Below are 17,601 nucleotides of genomic sequence, written 5' to 3' on the forward strand. Positions count from 1 at the left end.
TGCAAGCTAAGCCAAATCGGTCATGTTTCAAGGCGGGAAATACCTCTACCGATACCTAAGCCGGGGAGGACGACAAGGAGGAAGCATGATCCGATGGTTGGTCGGCCTGATCGGCGTCAGTCTTGTTGGCGCTGGTCTTGCGGCGACGCAGGCGCTCGCGGCCGAGCCCACCGAGATCGGGATCGGCTATCTCGGCGTCGCCGGCACCAGATCGACCCTGTCGCTGGTCGAGCAGCCCGCCGAAAATGACGGCGTCGCCGGCGCGCGGCTTGCGGTCGAGGACAACAATACCACCGGCAAATTCCTCAACCAGCGCTTCAAGCTGGAGGAGCATCGCCTGAAGGAGGGCGAGGATCCGGTCCAGGCCGCGACCGCGCTCGCCGAGCACAACGGGTTCATTATCGCCGACCTGCCGGCGGACGGGCTTCTGAAGGTCGCCGACGGCCTGCGCGATCACGGCACGCTGCTGTTCAACGCTGGTGCGATCGACGAGCGGCTGCGCGAGACCGATTGCCGCGCCAATGTCATCCACGTGGCGCCGACGCGCGCGATGCTGGCGGATGCGCTCGGGCAATATCTGGTGTGGAAGCGCTGGTCGCGCTGGCTGCTCGTGGTCGGCTCGCATGACGAGGACAAGCTCTATGCCGATGCGCTGCGCCGCGCCGCCACGCGCTTCGGCGCCAAGATCGTGCAGGAGCGTACCTTCGAGGACACCGGCGGCGCGCGCCGCACCGATAGCGGCGTGACGCTGATCCAGCGCCAGATGCCCGTTTTTACGCAGCAGGCCCCTGCGTATGACGTGCTGGTCGCCGCCGACGAGAGCGAGGTGTTCGGTGCCTACCTGCCTTATCGTACTTGGGACCCCCGTCCTGTCGCCGGCTCCGCCGGCCTCGTTCCACGCAGCTGGGATGCGGCGCAGGACCAGTGGGGCGCCATCCAGATGCAGAACCGCTTCATGAAGCTGAATTCGCGGCGCATGACCGCGCTGGACATGCAGGCCTGGACCGCAGCGCGCATGATCGGCGAAGCGACCTCGCGCACCAATTCCGGCGACGTCAAGAAAGTCACCGACTTCATCAAAGGGCCGGATTTTTCCGTCGCCGCCTTCAAGGGCACGCGACTGACCTTGCGCGACTGGAATTTGCAGCTCCGCCAGCCGATCCTGCTGGTCGACGGCCGCATGGTGGTCTCGGTGTCGCCGCAGGAAGGTTTTTTGCACCAGGTCTCCGAGCTCGATACGCTCGGCTATGATCGCCCGGAGAGCAAATGCAAGTTGAAGTGAGCAACATGAGATGAAATCCGGCTACCGCCACAACGACGCCGCGCCCCCTCTCCCGCTTGCGGGAGAGGGTTGGGGTGAGGGTGTCTCCGCAAGAAAGAACCCCCTAGAGGAACGAGCCCTCACCCGCATCGCATCTTACGAAGCGACGCGACCTCCCCCGCAAGCGGGGGAGGTGAATCGAGCCCGTGGAGAGGGCGTTCGCATATCGCGTGGTTGGTTGCTATTGGCCCTGCTGATCTGGCCTCTCGCCGCGCCGGCACATGCGTTCATCGCCTATGTCTCGAACGAGAAGAGCAACACCGTCACGGTGATCGACACCGAGAGCTGGACGGTGACCAAGACCATCAAGGTCGGCCAGCGCCCGCGCGGCATCGAGTTCACGCGCGACGGGAAATTCGTCATGGTCGCGGTCGGTGACGACGACACCATCCAGGTGATCGACGCCAAGACGCAAGGCATCGTCGACACCCTGCCCTCCGGCCCCGACCCCGAGCTGTTCACCCAGGATGCGAGCGGCAAGGTGCTCTATGTCGCGAACGAGAACGACAACACGGTCACTGTGATCGATCTGGAGAAGCGCGCGCGGATCGGCGACATCCAGGTCGGCGTCGAGCCGGAGGGCATGACCATCAGCCCCGACGGCAAGACGCTGATCAACACGTCGGAAACGACCAACATGGCGCATTTCATCGACACGGATTCGCGCCAGATCGTCGGCAACGTGCTGGTCGACGCGCGCCCGCGCTTTGCCGAGTTCAAGCACGACAGCTCGGAGCTCTGGGTCTCCTCGGAGATCGGCGGCACCGTCTCGATCATCGATCCCAAAAAACGCGAGGTGATCGGCAAGGTCACTTTCGAGATCCCCGGCCTGCGACGCGAGGCGATCCAGCCGGTCGGCATCGGCATGACCAAGGACGACAAGACCGCCTTCATCGCGCTCGGGCCCGCCAATCGCATTGCCGTGGTCGACACCGCCACGCGCAAGGTGACGAAATATCTCCTGGTTGGACAGCGGGTCTGGCACATGGCGTTCACGCCGGATGAAAAATATCTCCTCACCACCAATGGCGTATCCAACGACGTCTCGGTCATCGACGTCGCAGCGCAGAAGGTGATCAAGACCATTCAGGTCGGCGAACTGCCCTGGGGCATTACGATCGCGCCATGACGACACCTGCACCGATCGCCGCCTCGACCGAAAGCGCGCCCCGGCTAGAGGCGGCCGCAGTGCCGGCGCTGTCGATCGACGGCATCAGCCACGCTTATGGCCCGCGCCGTGCGCTGATCGACGTCTCCTTCACGGTTCAGCCTGCGAGCTTCACGGCACTGCTCGGCCTCAACGGCGCCGGCAAGAGCACGCTGTTCTCTCTGATCACCCGCCTGTTCGGGATCCAGACCGGCTACGTCGGCATTTTCGGCCATGACATCAGCCAAAATCCCGGTGAGGCGCTGCGGCTGTTAGGGGTCGTGTTCCAACCGCGTACGCTCGACCTCGACCTGTCGCTGACGCAGAACCTGCTCTACCACGCCGCGCTCCATGGCATCAGCCGGCGCGAGGCGGCCGCGCGTAGCGCAGAGCTGCTTGGTCGCATCGGTCTTGCCGACCGCGCCGGCAACAAGGTGCGCGATCTCTCGGGCGGGCAGATGCGACGGCTCGAGATCGCGCGGGCGCTGCTGCACCGGCCGCGCCTGTTGCTGCTGGACGAGCCGACCGTCGGCCTCGACGTCAAGGCCCGCGCCGACATCATCAGCCATGTCCGCCAGCTCGTGACCGAACAAGGCATCGGCGTGCTCTGGGCCACGCATCTGTTCGACGAGATCACGGCGAGCGACGACCTCGTCGTGCTGCATCAGGGCAAGGTGCTGGCGAAGGGACCGGTCGGCCGCGTGATCGCCGAGGCCGGCGCGCAGGACGTCAATTCCGCCTTCATGCGCCTCACCGGGGCGCAGACGATGCCGGGAGGCGGCGCATGAGCAGCATCACCACGCGCGACGCCACACCACGCGGCTTCCCGCTCTCGGCCTACATGACCTGCCTCACCGGCATCGTCTGGCGCGAGGGCCTGCGCTTCCTGCACCAGCGCGAGCGCTTCGTCTCCGCGCTGGTGCGTCCGCTGGTCTGGCTGTTCATCTTCGCCGCCGGCTTTCGTCAGGTACTCGGCATCTCGATCATCCCGCCCTACGAGACCTACATCCTCTATGAGGTCTATATCGCGCCCGGGCTGATGGCGATGATCCAGCTCTTCAACGGCATGCAGTCCTCGCTCTCGATGGTCTATGACCGCGAGATGGGGAATATGCGTACGCTCCTAGTGAGCCCGCTGCCGCGCTGGTTCCTGCTGTTCTGCAAGCTGCTCGCGGGCACCGCGGTGTCGCTCTTGCAGGTCTACGCGTTCCTGGTCATCGCCTGGGCCTGGGACATCACGCCGCCGCCGCTCGGCTATCTCACGGTGCTGCCGGCGCTGGTGCTGTCGGGCCTGATGCTGGGCTCGCTGGGCATGCTGATTTCCTCCGGCATCAAGCAGCTCGAAAATTTCGCCGGCGTGATGAACTTCGTGATCTTCCCGATGTTCTTTGCCTCATCAGCCCTCTATCCGCTGTGGCGCGTGCAGGAAGGCAGCCCGTATCTCTACTATGTCTGCCAGGCCAATCCGTTCACCCACGCGGTCGAGCTGATCCGCTTTGCGCTCTATGGGCAGATCAACTGGATCTCGCTGGCGGTGGTCGCGACCTGCACAATCGTCTTCATGATCGGCGCGATCTATGCCTATGATCCGTCGCGAGGGCTGGGCCGACGCGGGCCCGCGGGAGGCGAAGGATGAGATTCCGGATCGTGACCATAGCCGTCCTGGCGGTCGCGGCATCGACCGCGGCCTCGCAGGCGGCCGATCCGCGCTATCCCGACTGGCCCTGCACGCAGGCAAAAGTCCCGGAAGTCTCGCTCGCCGCGGTCTGGGCCGGCCCGCCGCTCGACGACGTCCAGGACAAGTGGAAGGACAATGCCAAGGTGAGCGCGCTGGTCTCAAAATTATCGGCGCGCAAGACGCCACTGGATGATGCAGAGAAATCGGTGAAGGAGTTTCTGGCAAGCTCCGCCTCCGACAAGACCATGAACGCAAAGCTCCTGTTCGCCGGCCTGTTCGACACGCTCAACGCCCAGCGCTCCTCGGTGATGAACGGGCTCGAGCGGGTCAGTCGCAAGCAGCGCGAGGCCGCCGATAAGGTCCGCGACGACACCATCGAGCTCCAGAGGTTGCAGGGCGCAACGCCGCGCGACGAGGCCAAGGTCGACGCGCTGTCCAATCAGCTGATCTGGGAAACCCGCATCTTCGAGGACCGCCGCAAGGTGGTCCGCTTCGTTTGCGAGGTGCCGACGGCAATCGACCAGCGCCTGTTCGCACTCGGACGCGTGATCCAGCAGGAAATGGAATAGCGTCAGTCTCGTTGACGCCTGCGCGAACAGGGTTCCCGCTGCCCAGCGGGAATCGTGAACCTTTGCCACACTGTCGGCCGGAACCAAATCTATTTAAGATGTCTTGTCGAAATGAAACCTAGACGTCGGGAGGCCTCGATGGGAACAGCAAAACTCCTTCTCGCCAGCGCTGCGGCCATCGGCTTGCTTGCCTCGGCGGCCATCGCCGAAGACAACATGAACGGAATGATCACCAAGATCGACCGGCTCAACAGCACCATTTCGATCCAGGAGGTGCAAGGCGGCACGGTCGGCGCCAATGGCGGTGCGACGGGCCCGGTGCAGGAGTTCAAGGCCAAGGATGCAGGCATGCTCGAGAGCGTCCATGCCGGCGATCGTGTGAGCTTCTCCACCGACGCCAACGGCTCCAAAACCATCACCAAGCTGCAAAAGGCGAAGTAGCGGCGCCTCGCGCGCACCTGCTATTTGCCTTCATCCGGCCGCGGCTCCGGCGGTGTCTCTGATGTCATGAGCCTGGCGCGTTCCCAGCCGTCGGTACCCTCGGGATACCAGGCGATGTTGGCGTAGCCATAGCCGAGCGCGCGCTTGGCCGCGTTCCACGACATCCAGCAGTCGGCGAGGCAGTAGATGACCAGCAACGCCGACTTGCTGCCGTGCGAGGCGCGTTCAAGGCCGCGGCGGAAATAGTCCTCCATCGCGGGCGGCAGCGCGCCATAGCCGGTGTCCGGCAGCCAGATGCTGCCGGGGATGTCAAAGCGCGGCGTATCGCGCCAGATCGTGCCCGCGGGAAGATTCTTGGGCTTCGGCGGGCGCGGCATCACGTCGATGAAGGCGCCGCTCTTCTCGTGCCAGATCGCTTCCGCCTCCGCCGTCGTCAGCACGCGCGCGCCGGCGAGCGTCGCCGGCACCGGCGCCCGGTAGTTGTCGGTGCGATAACCCTCCGGCTCAAAGGGCTCCTGCTGCTGCGCAAGCGCCGGCGCGAGGAGCGCTGCGGCAACGAGCGCAGCGGCAAGATGCCGCCTCATGAGAACGTACTCATGGCGATTTCGTCATGGCGACTTCTTGGCAGTCTCCGCGCCGAGCGGGCGGTCGCTCTCATCGAGCAGCGGCACGCCAAAATCGACCAAAATCCTGTTGATCTCGGCCTGGTTCTCCTGGATGAGCCGGTTGAGCTGCCGCTTCCAGTTCTGGTCGGCGGGGCGCACGCCCATCCCGATGCGATAGACGAGCTTTGGCCCGGTGGTTTCCTTCACCAGCGCCGTGACATGGAGCGGCTGCGCGGCCTTCTTGGCGTAAAAGCCGGCCATCGGGCCCCACAGCACGCCGGCATCGATCTTGCCGGCATTGAGATCGTCAACCATCGCCTGCGCCGAATTGTCGAAGCGGGTGTCGATCATCAACGGATAGGGCTTTGCGTTCGCCATCAGGCCCGCGATCGCCATGTTGGTCGCCGGCGGAGTGCCCGCGATGATGCCGATGTGCTTGCCCTTCAGCCTCTCGTCCTCGAGCGTATCGACGTCCTCGAGCCCGCTGCCGGGCTTGGCGATCAGCGCATAAGAGGTTCGGTAATAGGGATTGGTGCCCTGGACGAGATCATCGCCTTGCGGAAAGCCCATGATGACGTCGCAGCGATGCGCGCCCAGCGTCATGCGCACGAAGCCGGTCGCCTGCGGGAAGAAGACGTAGTCGAGCTTCTTCTGGAGTTTTTCGGCGAAGAATTCCGCGAGCTTGTTCTCGAAGCCCTCCCCCTTCTCGTTGGAGAACGGCAGGTTGCGCGGATCGGCGCAGACGCGCAGCACTTTTGGATCGACCAATTCGAACGAAAGATCGCCGCTGTCCGTGGTCTGTGCGCGCGCGGCGCCATCAGCGACAGATATTGCAGCAATCGCCAACATCGAGAACAACCAGCGACGATGTCGTCCGGCCTCCGTCATCGCGCTTCCTCCTGTTTTCTTGATTGAATGCTATCCATGGATCACGTTACGCGCCATGGTTGGCGAAGGTTCTTGCCGACTTCGCTTGATGACTCGACTTGTTGCAGTGCAATGCCGCGCGATGTTCGGAACTGAGGCGTAAAGATGGCGCATGTCGCTCGGCTGATCGCGGTGCTTGCCCTGCTGGGACTCTCGACGCTAGCACGCGCAATCCCACCTGAATTGCCTGTGAGCGAAGTCGCCCCCGGAATTTTCGTGCACGCCGGGGCAATTGCCCTGATGAACTCCGAGAATGAGGGTGCGATCGCCAATGTCGGCTTCGTCATCGGCAAGGACGCGGTCGCGGTGATCGACACCGGCGGCAGCGTCCGCGAGGGCGCGGCACTGCTTGCCGCGGTACGGGCGCGGACCGACAAGCCGATCCGCTACGTCATCAACACCCACGGCCATCCCGACCACATCTTCGGCAATATAGCCTTCGCCCACGAGGGCACGAGCTTCGTTGGCCATGCGAAGCTCCCGCAGGCGCTTGCGACACGCGGGACGTTTTATCTGGACAATTTCCGCCGGACCATGGGCGCGGAGCTGATCGAACCCGTCAGGATCGTGCCGCCGACGCTGCTCGTCACCGACACAATGCGGCTAGACCTCGGATCGCGTAGTCTCGTATTGCGGGCGTGGCCGGCCGCACACAGCGACAACGACCTGACGGTGCTGGACGAGGCGAGCAAGACGCTGTTTGCCGGCGATCTCGTGTTCCTCGGCCATGTTCCGGTGATGGACGGCAGCATCCGCGGCTGGCTCGCTGTGCTCAGGCAGATCGAAACCTTGCCGGCGCAGCGCGTCGTTCCCGGTCACGGTCCCGTGAGCGATTGGCCCGCAGCGCTCGCCGATGAGCGCCGTTATCTCGAAACCCTGCTCGCCGACGTGCGCGCGCTCAATCAGAAGGGCGAGCCGATCAGGGCGGCTGCGGACAAGGCAGGCGCAAGCGAGCGTGGGCGCTGGCAATTGTTCGACGATTACAATGCGCGCAACGCAACCGCAGCATTTTCGGAAATTGAATGGGAGTAGCGCTCGCGCTACGCTACCGCCCTGCTTCGTCCACGCGAGAGCCGCGCGCATGATCAAACATTCGCTTCGCCTGACCTTTGCGGCCACACTGCTCGGCATGGCGCTCGCGGCAACGCCCGCGCGCACTGAAGAGGCCTATGATCCCTGGCCGGGCCTCGTGCAGGACATCTTCAACAACCGCCCGTTGAACGACGGCAACGACGTCATCGGCATCGAGATGCCTTACCGTGCGGAAGATGCGGCCATCGTGCCGGTCACGCTGCGCGCAAAGCTTTCGCCCGGCGACAACAGGCGCATCCGCGCGATCACGCTGGTGATCGACCGCAACCCGGCGCCGATGGCGGCGAGGTTCGAGCTCGGGCTGGATGCCAATGTCTCGGAGATCTCAACGCGCGTGCGGGTCAACAACTACACCGACGTCCACGCCGTCGCCGAGCTCAGCGACGGGCAGCTCTATGTGAGCAAGACCTATGTGAAAGCGTCCGGCGGCTGCTCCGCACCGGCGGCGAAGAACGCCGAGGAAGCCAAAAATCGGCTCGGCCAGATGCGCTACCGGCAATTCGCCCGCGCGGATGAAGCGCCCGCCAGCCGGATCCGGGAGGCGCAGATCATGATCGGCCATCCCAACAATTCCGGCTTGCAGATGGATCAGGTCACGCAGCTCTATATCCCTGCGTTCTTCGTCAACCAGCTCAGGCTCTGGCAGGACGACAGCCTCGTGCTCGCAGTGGAAGGCGGCATCTCGATCTCGGAGGATCCCAACATCCGCTTCACCTACGTCTCCACTGGCGCAAAACATTTTCGCGCAGAGGCGACGGATACGGACGGACACGTATTCCGGAACGAGTGGGATGTAGAGAAGCCGGGGATGTGACTTTCGATCTCCGTCATTCCGGGGCGGTCCGCAGGACCGAACCCGGAATCTCGAGATTCCACAATGCGCAATTGCGCATTGGGGTTCGATGCTTCGCATCGCCCCGGAATGACGGAGTCATCAGAAACACCTCACCTCGGCCTCGGCCTGCGCGCGCCGGAGATCGTTGACGGCTGAGGTTGCCTGCTCCGAGGTGCGAAACTGGGCGCCGAGGTTTCCACGTACCTGCGACATGCTGAGCGCGGTTTCTGCGGTGACATATCGTTCATAGGGCACGATCGAGGCGACGACATCGATCGAGCAGGAGCATTGCTCGATCGCCTGCCGGGTCTCGCCATTGGCCTTCATACAACCATAGACGTATTCGGCACGTGCCGCGGTCGGATAATCATTGGCCTCCTCGGCCGGCGCCGCCATCGCGGTGGCGGCGAGCACGGCTAGGGCGGCGACAATCGGTCGTAGCTGTCGTGCTGAGATCATGGCCGTCCTCCCGCTGGTTGCGATGGAAACTATGCTATGCCTATGGTTCTGAAAAGCACACGTCTTATGGAAATGGCCTGGAAGTGATGGGACGCCTGGTTCGAACATTGGCCGTATCGATTGCTCTCGCGCTGACGCAAGGCGGGACCAGCCACGCTGCGGACACAATCCGCCTCGCGGTGCAGAAAACCGGGACCTTCTCCTGGGAACTGGCTGCGATCCGCGACCAGGGTCTCGACAAGGCCGCCAATCTCTCGCTCGAGGTCACCGAACTCGCGAGCACCGAGGCCGGCAAAATCGCGATGCGCGCGGGCAATGCCGACATCATGCTGTCGGACTGGCTGTGGGTGTCGCGCGAGCGCGCGCTCGGCGCCAAGCTGACCTTCTATCCCTATTCGAGCGCGCTCGGCGCGGTGATGGTGCCTGCCTCTTCGCCGATCAAGACGCTTGCGGACCTGAAGGGCCGCAAGCTCGGCGTTGCCGGCGGCGCCATCGACAAGAGCTGGCTGCTGCTGCAGGCGCGGATGAAGCAGGACGGCATCGACCTCAAGTCCGACGCGAGCATCGTCTACGGCGCCCCGCCGCTGCTCGCCGCCAAGGCACTCGACGAAGAGATGGATGCGAGCCTCAATTTCTGGAATTTCTGCGCCCAGCTCGAGGCCAAGGGCTTTCGCCGCCTCGCCGGCATCGAGGAGATCTTGCCCAATCTCGGCGCCAAGGGACCGGTCGCGGCAGTCGGCTACGTCTTCGACGAAGGCTGGGCGGCGAGCCACCGTGACGTCGTGGCGCGCTTCATCGCGATGACACGCAAGGCCAAGGAGCTACTGACCACCTCGGATGCCGCATGGGAGAAGGTCGCACCGCTGACCGGCACCAGCGATCCCGCCCTGCTGCAGGCCTATCGCAACCGCTATCGCGACGGCATCCCGCACCGGAACATTGACGACGAAGAGGCCGATGCGCGCGTGCTCTATCGCGTGCTGGCCGAGGTCGGCGGCCGTGAGCTGGTCGGGCCGGCACCGGAGCTCGATCCCGGCACCTTCTATCACGCACCCGGCGGAGACTGAGGTTGCTGCGTCTCGTCTCGTTTGCCCTGTTTCTTGCGATCTGGTGGATCGCCGCGCTGTTCGTCGGCGGGGCAAAACTGCCCTCGCCGCCTGCGGTGCTCAACGTGATGATCGCGGAAGCGGCCTCCGGCGCGCTGTTCCTGCATCTCGGAGCGACGCTGGCGCGCGTCATACTGGCCTTCGTGCTGGCGATGTCGCTCGGCAGCGCGATCGGTTATCTCATGGGCCGCAACAGGCTCGCCGACCGGCTCGGCGATCCCTGGCTGATCCTGCTGCTCAACCTGCCCGCGCTAGTCGTGATCGTGCTCGCCTATATCTGGGCTGGCCTCACCGAAGCCGCAGCCATCGCGGCGATCGCGATCAACAAGCTGCCGACCGCGGTGGTCACCTTGCGAGAGGGGACGCGGGCGCTTGACCGCTCGCTGGACGAGATGGCGACGGTGTTCGCGATGTCGCGCTGGCGCACCTTCCGCCACGTCGTGCTGCCGCAGCTTGCGCCCTATGTCGCCGCCGCTGCGCGCTCCGGCCTGTCGCTGGTCTGGAAGATCGTGCTGGTCGCCGAACTCCTGGGACGGCCGAACGGCGTCGGCTTCGAGATCGGCGTCGCCTTCCAGCTGTTCGACACGCCGCGCCTGCTCGCCTATTCGCTGACCTTTGCGGCCGTCGTGCTCGTCATCGAGACCCTGCTGGTGCAGCCGTTTGAAACCCGCTCAACCCGGTGGCGGCCCCGTGCGGCTTGAAGTCGACATTTTAGGCAAGACCTTCACGAGCGCCGCGGGCGGGACGCACGAGGTGCTCGCGCCGGTCAAGTTCTCGCTCGGCGCCGGCGAGGTCGGCGTCCTGATCGGCCCGTCCGGCTGCGGCAAAAGCACGATGCTGCGCATCATCCTGGGTCTCGACCGCGATTTCCGGGGCGACATCAGGCGCCCGCCGAACGCCCGCATCGGCATGGTGTTCCAGGAGCCCCGGCTGTTGCCGTGGCGTTCGGTCGAGCAGAACGTGCGGCTGGCGGCTCCCGAGGTCGACGACGTCAAGCTTTCCGAGCTGTTCAAGATCCTCGAGCTGGAAGCGCATCGCAGCCACTATCCCGGCGAATTGTCGCTCGGGCTTGCGCGCCGCGTCGCGCTCGCCCGCGCTTTCGCCGTCGAGCCCGACCTGCTGGTGCTCGACGAACCCCTCGCCTCGCTCGACGACGCGCTGGCCGGCCGCTTGCGCGAGGAGATTGCAACGCTGGTCGCAAGCCGGCCGGTGATGACGCTCCTGGTGACGCACAGCCTGGACGATGCGGTGCGCCTCGGCGACCGCCTGTTCTTCCTGTCGCCGCGGCCGGCACGGATGCTGGCCGAGGTGCCCATCGGCATCCCCCGCGGCGCGCGGGGCGAGGCCGAGATCGCCGCGATCAAGGCCGGCCTGGTGCGGCGAACGCAGGGCGAGCGCGCCGGGCGCGACGTCTCATAGGCGGCCGCTTTGCTAAAGCGCGATAAGATCGCGCTTTAGGTAATTGTTGGAGCATGATCTTTTCGGAAAACCGCTTCCCACTTTTCCGGATCATGCTCTGGCGTGCTAAACAAGCCGGCGGCGGAGTTTGATCATGAAGCGAACGGTCGCCCTGACGATGTTCGGCCTCGCGCTTGTCGCGTCTGCGGCAAACGCGCAAGACATGATGCGCGACCTCGACCTCACCTCGCCGGCGATGACGTCGGCCGAAATGACGAGGCCGGAGGTCGAAGCCGTGCTGGCGAAAGCGAATGCGGCCGCGCCGGCCGATTTTACCGGCAAGCGGCTGTCCGGCCTTGATCTCTCGGGGCTGGACCTGTCCGGCGCCATCCTCCGCGCCGCGCGGCTCAACAAGACGAAGCTCGCTGGCGCGCGGCTGGATCGCGCGATCCTCGATCAGGCCTGGTTGCTGGAGGCGGACCTCACCGGGGCAAGCCTGAAGGGCGCCAATCTGTTCGCCTCGCAGATGGCGCGCGCGCATCTCGACGGCGCCGATCTGACCAGTGCGCGCATCGCCGCCGACCTTTCCGGTGCAAGCCTCATTGGCGCCTCCATCGCGGACGCGCAGCTCGGCGCCGATATGCGCAACCAGTCGATGGGACTGATGCGGACGGTGCTGCGCTCGGCGAAGCTTTCGGGGCTGAACGCGCGCAACGCCGACCTCTCGCGCGTCGATCTCGAATTCGCCGTACTCAAGGGCGCCGACCTCACCGGCGCCTCGCTCAAAAGCGCCCAGCTCGGCGGCGCGGATCTCAGTGGCGCGACCGTCATCGGCACCGATTTCGAGGGCGCCGATCTCGTCTCGACCAGGCTGGTCGCACCGATCGGACTTGACCGCGCGAAGAATTTCGACAAGGCAAGGAACGTCGAGCGCGTCATCAGAGAATGACGGCATGAGGAGGAGCGGCTGATGATGCGTTGGTGTCTGGCTTTGATCGTGGTGGTGGCATGCGCCGGCGAAGCTGCCGCGCAGGGCAAGGGCAAAGGCGTCCGGCTCTGGAATCTGACCTCGGAGACCATCTCCGGCTTCCAGCTCTCGCCTGCCGGCAAGACCGAATGGGGACCGAACCAGACCTTGAACGACAAGGACAAGGAGGTCGACCATGACGAGCGGCTGCGCATCACCGGCGTCGAGCCGGGCCGCTACGACGCCAAGGTCAGCTACCCCAACTCACGGAGTTGCGTCGTGCGCGATATCGAGATCAGGGCGGACGCGGTGTTCTCGATTGCCGACAAGGACCTGAAGGACTGTACCAAATAGCACGGCGGCTCAGGCGGCGGGCTTTGCTCCGCCCGCCTCCGCCTTGTCGTTGCTGTGCGGATATTCGCAGCGCCAACGCACGGCCTGCCATTTCGGATGCTCGCCGACCCATTGCGCGATATAGGGCGGCGCCGCCATGGCGCACTGCCTCGGTGACCCGCCATAGGCGAACACCAGGTGCTGCTCCTCGCAGGTGGTCGGCGAGAGCACCGCGCAGACAGTCACAATCAGATCAATCGGATTCATGCCTGAAATCCCTCATAGTCGCCAAGAGATAGCATAAAGGGCTACGCTGCACGCGGCGGGAAGTTTCAAACCGGCGTGAAATGGCGCAGGAACCGGCGGGTCAAAGCCCTCGCGCTGATAGCCGCTGGGCCCTCCACGGCGCCGCGGGACGAAACCCGCGCCTTGCCGCCAGTTGATTTCGCCAATAAGCTGGTTCCCAACAAACTGCTAACAGGCTAATGGCTCTCGCAGAAACCCGATGGCGCGGCGTTGCAGTCGCTGTGCGTTTGCTGGCGCTGGTTGCCGGCATCACGACCTTCGCCGGTCAAACCCCTCAAGCTGTTTCGCAGCCGTCGCAATCGGACAGCCCGAATGCGAGCCGCGCCGAGCCATCCCGCACTGCAAACACCGAGCAGGCCGTCGTCAAACTCACTCCCAGCCAGCAGAAGCAGATTGGACTTGAAACGGCAGTTGTGGAAGCAGCGCCGCACCCCGAGCAATTTCGCGCATACGGCGCAGTGCTGGATATCTCCCGCATCACCGAGCTGACCAACAGTTACGCCAATGCGCAGGCTCAGCTCCAGACGGCCCAGGCCCGATTCGAGGTTGCAAAGAGCGCATTCGACCGGACCAAAAATCTCGTCGACTCCGCGGCGCTTCCAAAGAAGGAAGCCGAAACCGCAGAGGGAACGTTGCGGACGGACAAGGCCGCGCTCGCGGCTGCGGAGTCACAGCTCAGGACTCTCGCCGCAACGGCGCAGCAGGAATGGGGGCCGGTGATCGGCCGCGGCATCGTCGAGCGCTCCCCCGCCGTGGTCCGGCTGATCGAACGCGATCAATTTCTCGTCCAGGTGACGCTGCCGCCGGGCGTAACCGTCATCGGGACCCCAGGGACGGCTCTCGCGCAGGCGCCGACGCGGAACGCGAATATCGATCTGCAGTATGTCTCCCCGGCGACGCGTACCGACCCGCGCATTCAGGGATTGAGCTATTTCTTCTCGGCACCTGGCGACAGCGGACTGCTGCCCGGCATGAACACCACGGTTTACGTGCCGTCAGGCAACACATACGAGGGCGTGTTCGTCGAGGATACCGCAATCGTGCGGTGGCAGGGTCGATCGTGGGTTTACCTGCGCGTCAACGCCGATGGCTTCAGACGTCATCCGATCAACACCGATCAGCCCGTATCGGATGATGACTACGTCGTCCGGGACATTCCGTCGGGTTCGGAAATCGTGATGCGAGGGGCGCAGGTCTTGCTGTCCGAGGAGGCAAAGAGCGAGCTCCGGGGCGACACCGACAATGACTGACGGCATTGGCTCAGGCAGGTCAGGGCCACAAGTCGCTCTCGTAGCTTTCGCCATTCGCTTCCGCGGCGTCGTACTGGCGCTTTCATGCGCGCTGCTCGGCTACGGACTGTTCGCACTTGGCGAAGCCAAATACGGCGTTTTCCCCGAATTCGCGCCGCCACAGGTGACTATCCAGACCGAAGCGCCTGGCCTCAGCCCGGAGCAGGTCGAGATTCTCGTGACACAGCCGATCGAAACCTCGATCAACGGCCTCGCCGGTGTCGAGAGCCTGCGCTCGTCATCGATCCAGGGCCTCTCCGTGGTCACCGTCATCTTCCAGGCGGGCAGAGACATCTACCGTGGGCGCCAGTTGGTGACCGAGCGCCTCGCAGCCGTGGCCTCGCGGCTGCCACAAGGCGTGCAGTCACCGTCGATGACGCCTTTGACGCCGCTGGCCGGTACGGTTCTGGTCATCGGCCTGACCTCCGACGAGCGCTCCCTGATGGACTTGCGCACGGTTGCGGACTGGACCGTAGCCAGGCGCCTTTTGGCCGTCCCGGGCGTGGCGCAAGTGTCCACGTACGGCAAGGATGTCAGGTCGTTGCAGGTGCAGGTTCGGCCTGACGATCTGATCCGCTTCCGGATCGGCATGAATGACGTCCTGGCTGCTGCGCGCAAGGCCACAGGAGTGCGGGGCGCCGGCTTCGTCGATACGGCCAATCAGCGCATCACGCTGCAAACCCAGGGGCAGTCTTTGACGCCCGACCAGCTTGCCCGCACGGTGCTTCTGCACGAGGGTGGCGCCAGCGTGGTGCTCGGCGACGTCGCGACCGTCGTGACCGCCCCCGAACCACCGATCGGGGCCGCCCTGATCAACGGCGCGCCCGGCATCATGCTGATGGTGAATCAGCAATACGGCGCGAATACCAGGGAAGTCACCACGCGGGCGGAAGCCGCGCTGCAGGAACTCCGCCCGGCGCTCGAAGCCGATGGGATTCAGCTCCACGCCGATCTGTTTCGTCCCGCCAACTTCATCGACACGGCGACGGAGAACGTGCTCTACGCCTTGCTCATAGGCGGGGCACTCGTGATCATCGTGCTGTTCCTGTTTCTGTTCGATTGGCGCACGTCGGTCATCAGCTGCACCGCTATTCCCCTGTCATTGATCGTGGCGGTGCTCGCCCTGCAATGGATGGGCGAAACCCTCAACACAATGACATTGGGCGGCCTTGCGATCGCCATCGGCGAAGTCGTCGATGATGCCGTGATCGGCGTCGAGAATGTGGTTCGCCGATTGCGCGAGAATCGCAGGGCAAGGGAACCCAGAGCCGAGGCCCGCGTGGTGCTCGACGCCTTCCTCGAGGTGCGCACCGCCGTTGCCTACGCAACGTTTGCGGTGCTGCTGGTGTTCTTTCCGATCCTCGCCCTGTCGGGTATCGCCGGCCGCCTCTTCGGCCCCCTCGGCATTGCCTACATCTTTGCAGTGCTTGCCTCGCTCGCGGTCGCTCTTACCGTAACGCCGGCGCTCTCGATGCTGCTGCTGACCGGGAGGGCCGACCGCCAGCGCCTGCATGAACCACCCGCCGTGCGATGGTCCCGCCGCTATTACCAGGCATTGCTGCGTCGCATCGGCCGTTTCCCGAAGCTCGTGATGACGGCGGCCGTGGTTCTGACGATCACCGCCGCGGCCATGGTGCCGTTCTTCGGCGGGACGTTCCTGCCGGACTTACGCGAGGGCCATCTCATCCTGCACGTCTCCGCGCTTCCTGGCACATCGCTCGACGAATCGCTGCGCATCGGCAAGCTGATCACGGATACGCTCAAGCAAATTCCCGGCATACGCAGCGTGGCGCAGCACACGGGCCGTGCCGAAGCCGGCATCGATACGGTGGGAACGCATTCCAGCGAGTTCGAGGTCGACCTGCAAGCCGGACTGTCCGGCCACGAGCAATCCGAGGCAGAGACGCGCATCAGGGCCGCTTTGGCCGACTTCCCCGGCATTTCCTTCTCGAGCAAGACCTACCTGACGGAGCGGGTGGAGGAAACCGTTTCGGGATTCAGCGCGGCAGTCGCCATCAACATCTACGGACCCGACCTCGACTCACTCGAGGGCGCCGCACGCGATGTCGCGCGGGAGCTCGACGAAGTCCGCGGCGCGATCGACGTGCAACAGCGATCCCCGCCGGGGATGCCGCAGGTCAATGTGACGCTCCGCCCGGCCGATCTGCAGCGCTGGGGGCTCGATGCGGTCGACGTGCTTGAATTGATCCGCACCGCCTATCAGGGCGACGTCGTCGGACAGGGCTATGAAGGCAATGCGGTGTTCAATGTCATCGTGGTCCTGGACGCGCCCGCCCGCGCTCGTATCACTCAGCTCGGGGACATGCCGCTGCGCACGCCGAGCGGAGCCTACATTCTGCTGAAGCAAATCGCCGACGTCTACGAAACCTCCGGCCGCTATCAGATCCTGCATCAGAACGCCCAGCGCGTTCAGACCGTCACGGCAAATGTCAGTGGACGCGATCTCGAATCCTTCGTCGTCGCAGTCAAGCGCAAGATGGCGCGCGAGGTCACTCTGCCACCCGGTGCACATATCGAATTTGCGGGAGCGGCCGAGGCGCAGGCGCGCTCGCGGCGCGATCTCATCGTCAACTCGCTCCTCGCCGGGACCGGCATCATCCTTCTGCTTGCGATGGTCACCGGTCATTGGCGAAACCTGCTGCTGGTGCTGATCAACATGCCTTTCGCATTCGTCGGAGGCGTGTTTGCACTGGCCCTGACCGGCGGCCTGCTCTCGCTCGGTTCGATGGTCGGCTTCGTGACCCTGTTCGGGATCACGCTACGCAACTCCATCCTGATGATCTCGCACTACGAGCACCTCGTTCTGATCGACGGCCGTGTGTGGGGGCCCGACACTGCGATCGAGGGTGCGGCGGACCGTCTTGTTCCGATCCTGATGACGTCCCTGGTGACGGGTCTGGGCCTGTTGCCGCTGGCGCTTGGCGCGGGCGAACCAGGACGAGAGATCGAGGGCCCGATGGCGATCGTCATCGTTGGAGGCCTCGTGACGTCGATGGCTCTCAATCTGCTGCTGCTGCCGACGCTTGCGCTTCGCTATGCGCGTTTCAAGGTGAGGCCTGAACTAAAAACCGGAAGCGCCGCGGTCTAGTGGATAGCTTGCGTGGCGA

19 protein-coding genes are annotated in these 17,601 nt (G+C 64.5%); 15 read left to right on the top strand and 4 right to left on the bottom strand.

The window, feature by feature from the left end; all coding sequences use genetic code 11:
* The first annotated feature begins 85 nt into the window (after positions 1-85).
* From YUU_RS0130365 to YUU_RS0130390, 6 genes are all read left to right on the top strand, one after another.
* The gene (locus YUU_RS0130365) at positions 86-1,282 is read left to right on the top strand and encodes an ABC transporter substrate-binding protein (protein ID WP_027525743.1); all 1,197 of its coding nucleotides are present in this window, start codon (positions 86-88) and stop codon (positions 1,280-1,282) included.
* 223 nt (positions 1,283-1,505) lie between these two features.
* Positions 1,506-2,450, top strand: coding sequence for a YVTN family beta-propeller repeat protein (locus YUU_RS0130370; RefSeq protein WP_245288139.1), 945 nt, complete (start codon positions 1,506-1,508; stop codon positions 2,448-2,450).
* A complete protein-coding gene (locus YUU_RS0130375; protein ID WP_027525745.1) occupies positions 2,447-3,256 on the top strand; it encodes an ABC transporter ATP-binding protein in 810 nt (269 codons plus the stop codon). Before YUU_RS0130370 ends, YUU_RS0130375 begins: the two co-directional genes overlap by 4 nt.
* Positions 3,253-4,104, top strand: coding sequence for an ABC transporter permease (locus YUU_RS0130380; RefSeq protein ID WP_027525746.1), 852 nt, complete (start codon positions 3,253-3,255; stop codon positions 4,102-4,104). The genes YUU_RS0130375 and YUU_RS0130380 overlap by 4 nt, the downstream gene beginning before the upstream one ends.
* Positions 4,101-4,715 (top strand): hypothetical protein, encoded by a 615-nt coding sequence (locus YUU_RS0130385; protein WP_027525747.1) that lies wholly within the window; start codon positions 4,101-4,103, stop codon positions 4,713-4,715. The genes YUU_RS0130380 and YUU_RS0130385 overlap by 4 nt, the downstream gene beginning before the upstream one ends.
* 138 nt (positions 4,716-4,853) lie before the next feature.
* Complete coding sequence (locus YUU_RS0130390) at positions 4,854-5,156, top strand: copper-binding protein (RefSeq protein ID WP_027525748.1); 303 nt, start codon at positions 4,854-4,856, stop codon at positions 5,154-5,156.
* Between the two features lie 20 nt (positions 5,157-5,176).
* On the opposite strand, the gene YUU_RS0130395 is transcribed toward YUU_RS0130390, so the two are convergent.
* Positions 5,177-5,740, bottom strand: coding sequence for a PQQ-dependent catabolism-associated CXXCW motif protein (locus tag YUU_RS0130395; protein WP_027525749.1), 564 nt, complete (start codon positions 5,738-5,740; stop codon positions 5,177-5,179).
* Between the two features lie 24 nt (positions 5,741-5,764).
* Positions 5,765-6,649, bottom strand: coding sequence for a substrate-binding domain-containing protein (locus YUU_RS0130400; RefSeq protein WP_027525750.1), 885 nt, complete (start codon positions 6,647-6,649; stop codon positions 5,765-5,767).
* A 144-nt stretch (positions 6,650-6,793) separates the two neighbouring features.
* Between YUU_RS0130400 and YUU_RS0130405 the strand changes: the two genes are divergently transcribed.
* A complete protein-coding gene (locus YUU_RS0130405; RefSeq protein WP_027525751.1) occupies positions 6,794-7,720 on the top strand; it encodes a quinoprotein relay system zinc metallohydrolase 2 in 927 nt (308 codons plus the stop codon).
* A gap of 49 nt (positions 7,721-7,769) precedes the next feature.
* Positions 7,770-8,594, top strand: coding sequence for a quinoprotein dehydrogenase-associated SoxYZ-like carrier (locus YUU_RS0130410; RefSeq protein WP_027525752.1), 825 nt, complete (start codon positions 7,770-7,772; stop codon positions 8,592-8,594).
* A 120-nt stretch (positions 8,595-8,714) separates the two neighbouring features.
* On the opposite strand, the gene YUU_RS0130415 is transcribed toward YUU_RS0130410, so the two are convergent.
* Entirely contained in the window at positions 8,715-9,074 is a 360-nt protein-coding gene (locus YUU_RS0130415; protein WP_027525753.1) for a hypothetical protein, read from the bottom strand.
* Between the two features lie 86 nt (positions 9,075-9,160).
* Here YUU_RS0130415 and YUU_RS0130420 point away from each other — a divergent pair, with 86 nt between their 5' ends.
* The 5 genes from YUU_RS0130420 to YUU_RS0130440 all read left to right on the top strand — a co-directional run bounded on the left by YUU_RS0130420 (position 9,161) and on the right by YUU_RS0130440 (position 12,899).
* Positions 9,161-10,141, top strand: a complete 981-nt coding sequence (locus YUU_RS0130420) for an ABC transporter substrate-binding protein (RefSeq protein ID WP_035663749.1) — start codon at positions 9,161-9,163, stop codon at positions 10,139-10,141.
* Between the two features lie 2 nt (positions 10,142-10,143).
* Entirely contained in the window at positions 10,144-10,881 is a 738-nt protein-coding gene (locus YUU_RS0130425; protein WP_027525755.1) for an ABC transporter permease, read from the top strand.
* On the top strand, positions 10,871-11,599 hold the full coding sequence (locus YUU_RS0130430; RefSeq protein ID WP_027525756.1) for an ABC transporter ATP-binding protein: 729 nt from the start codon (positions 10,871-10,873) through the stop codon (positions 11,597-11,599). Before YUU_RS0130425 ends, YUU_RS0130430 begins: the two co-directional genes overlap by 11 nt.
* Before the next feature lie 133 nt (positions 11,600-11,732).
* Positions 11,733-12,527 (top strand): pentapeptide repeat-containing protein, encoded by a 795-nt coding sequence (locus YUU_RS0130435; protein WP_027525757.1) that lies wholly within the window; start codon positions 11,733-11,735, stop codon positions 12,525-12,527.
* Between the two features lie 24 nt (positions 12,528-12,551).
* Positions 12,552-12,899 carry a hypothetical protein gene (locus YUU_RS0130440; RefSeq protein WP_156944590.1) on the top strand — a complete coding sequence of 116 codons (348 nt, stop codon included), beginning with the start codon at positions 12,552-12,554 and terminating at the stop codon, positions 12,897-12,899.
* Positions 12,900-12,908: 9 nt separating this feature from the next.
* On the opposite strand, the gene YUU_RS0130445 is transcribed toward YUU_RS0130440, so the two are convergent.
* Positions 12,909-13,145 (bottom strand): hypothetical protein, encoded by a 237-nt coding sequence (locus tag YUU_RS0130445; protein WP_027525759.1) that lies wholly within the window; start codon positions 13,143-13,145, stop codon positions 12,909-12,911.
* Positions 13,146-13,411: 266 nt separating this feature from the next.
* Here YUU_RS0130445 and YUU_RS0130450 point away from each other — a divergent pair, with 266 nt between their 5' ends.
* Positions 13,412-14,434: an efflux RND transporter periplasmic adaptor subunit gene (locus YUU_RS0130450; RefSeq protein WP_245288140.1), complete on the top strand. Its 1,023-nt coding sequence runs from the start codon at positions 13,412-13,414 to the stop codon at positions 14,432-14,434.
* Positions 14,427-17,582 (top strand): efflux RND transporter permease subunit, encoded by a 3,156-nt coding sequence (locus YUU_RS52250; RefSeq protein ID WP_051389962.1) that lies wholly within the window; start codon positions 14,427-14,429, stop codon positions 17,580-17,582. Before YUU_RS0130450 ends, YUU_RS52250 begins: the two co-directional genes overlap by 8 nt.
* The last annotated feature ends 19 nt before the right edge of the window (positions 17,583-17,601 follow it).

This window comes from Bradyrhizobium sp. Ec3.3 (assembly GCF_000472925.1).
Classification (GTDB): Bacteria; Pseudomonadota; Alphaproteobacteria; order Rhizobiales; family Xanthobacteraceae; genus Bradyrhizobium.